Source organism: Staphylococcus sp. CoH_129_LAB_1 (assembly GCF_058191515.1).
Genome location: NZ_JBXWKZ010000064.1, coordinates 1 through 649 on the forward strand (window position 1 = coordinate 1; position 649 = coordinate 649).

The 649-nt window shown below is 28.2% G+C and carries 1 protein-coding gene and 1 pseudogene; one reads left to right on the forward strand and one right to left on the reverse strand.

From position 1 onward, the window contains the following. Positions 1 to 320 precede the first annotated feature (320 nt). Positions 321 to 524, reverse strand: a complete 204-nt coding sequence (locus AC2FB1_RS11070; protein WP_490675272.1) for a hypothetical protein — start codon at positions 522 to 524, stop codon at positions 321 to 323. Positions 525 to 539: 15 nt separating this feature from the next. On the opposite strand from AC2FB1_RS11070, the pseudogene AC2FB1_RS11075 reads away from it, so the two are divergent. Further along, a pseudogene (locus AC2FB1_RS11075) lies at positions 540 to 649 on the forward strand (IS6 family transposase); the annotation flags it as partial.

Consider the following 649-nt stretch of genomic DNA (forward strand, 5'->3'; position numbering starts at 1 on the left):
AAAGCGAGCCAACAATACGTAGTATTGTAAATAAAGAAGCCAGTAAATGAATTTATAATAAACTCATTTACTGGCTATTTTGTTAGGAATTATGTCCCAGCCTCTTTTTAGGAAAGAAAATTAATGAAAAAACTTTACTTATCATTTATTGGTTCGGTGTGCTCATATCATAATATAAGCTATTATGCCTAGAAAATTTATTGATGTTGAACAAAACTATTAACTAAAATTACAATAAATGACGAGTATCAGAAGTTTGAGTCATAGTAAAAGGTGTATCAAGGGTTTATAAACCCTTGATACACCTTTTACATTCATTTTTAATTACCGAATAATCGTCTCCAAAAACTTTTTTTAGAATGAATTTCGTTTATCATATCTTCTTTTTGATCATCTAATTTATCGTCTTTTGTCAATTCACTATTTTGTTGCTTATACTCATTTTTATCTTTACTCGCATCACTAAACTGAGAAACTATTTTTGGTTCTGTTGCAAAGTTGAATTTATAGTATAATTTTAACAAAAAGGAGTCTTCTGTATGAACTATTTCAGATATAAGCAATTTAACAAAGATGTTATCACTGTAGCCGTTGGCTACTATCTAAGATATGCATTGAGTTATCGTGATATATCTGAAATATTAAGGGA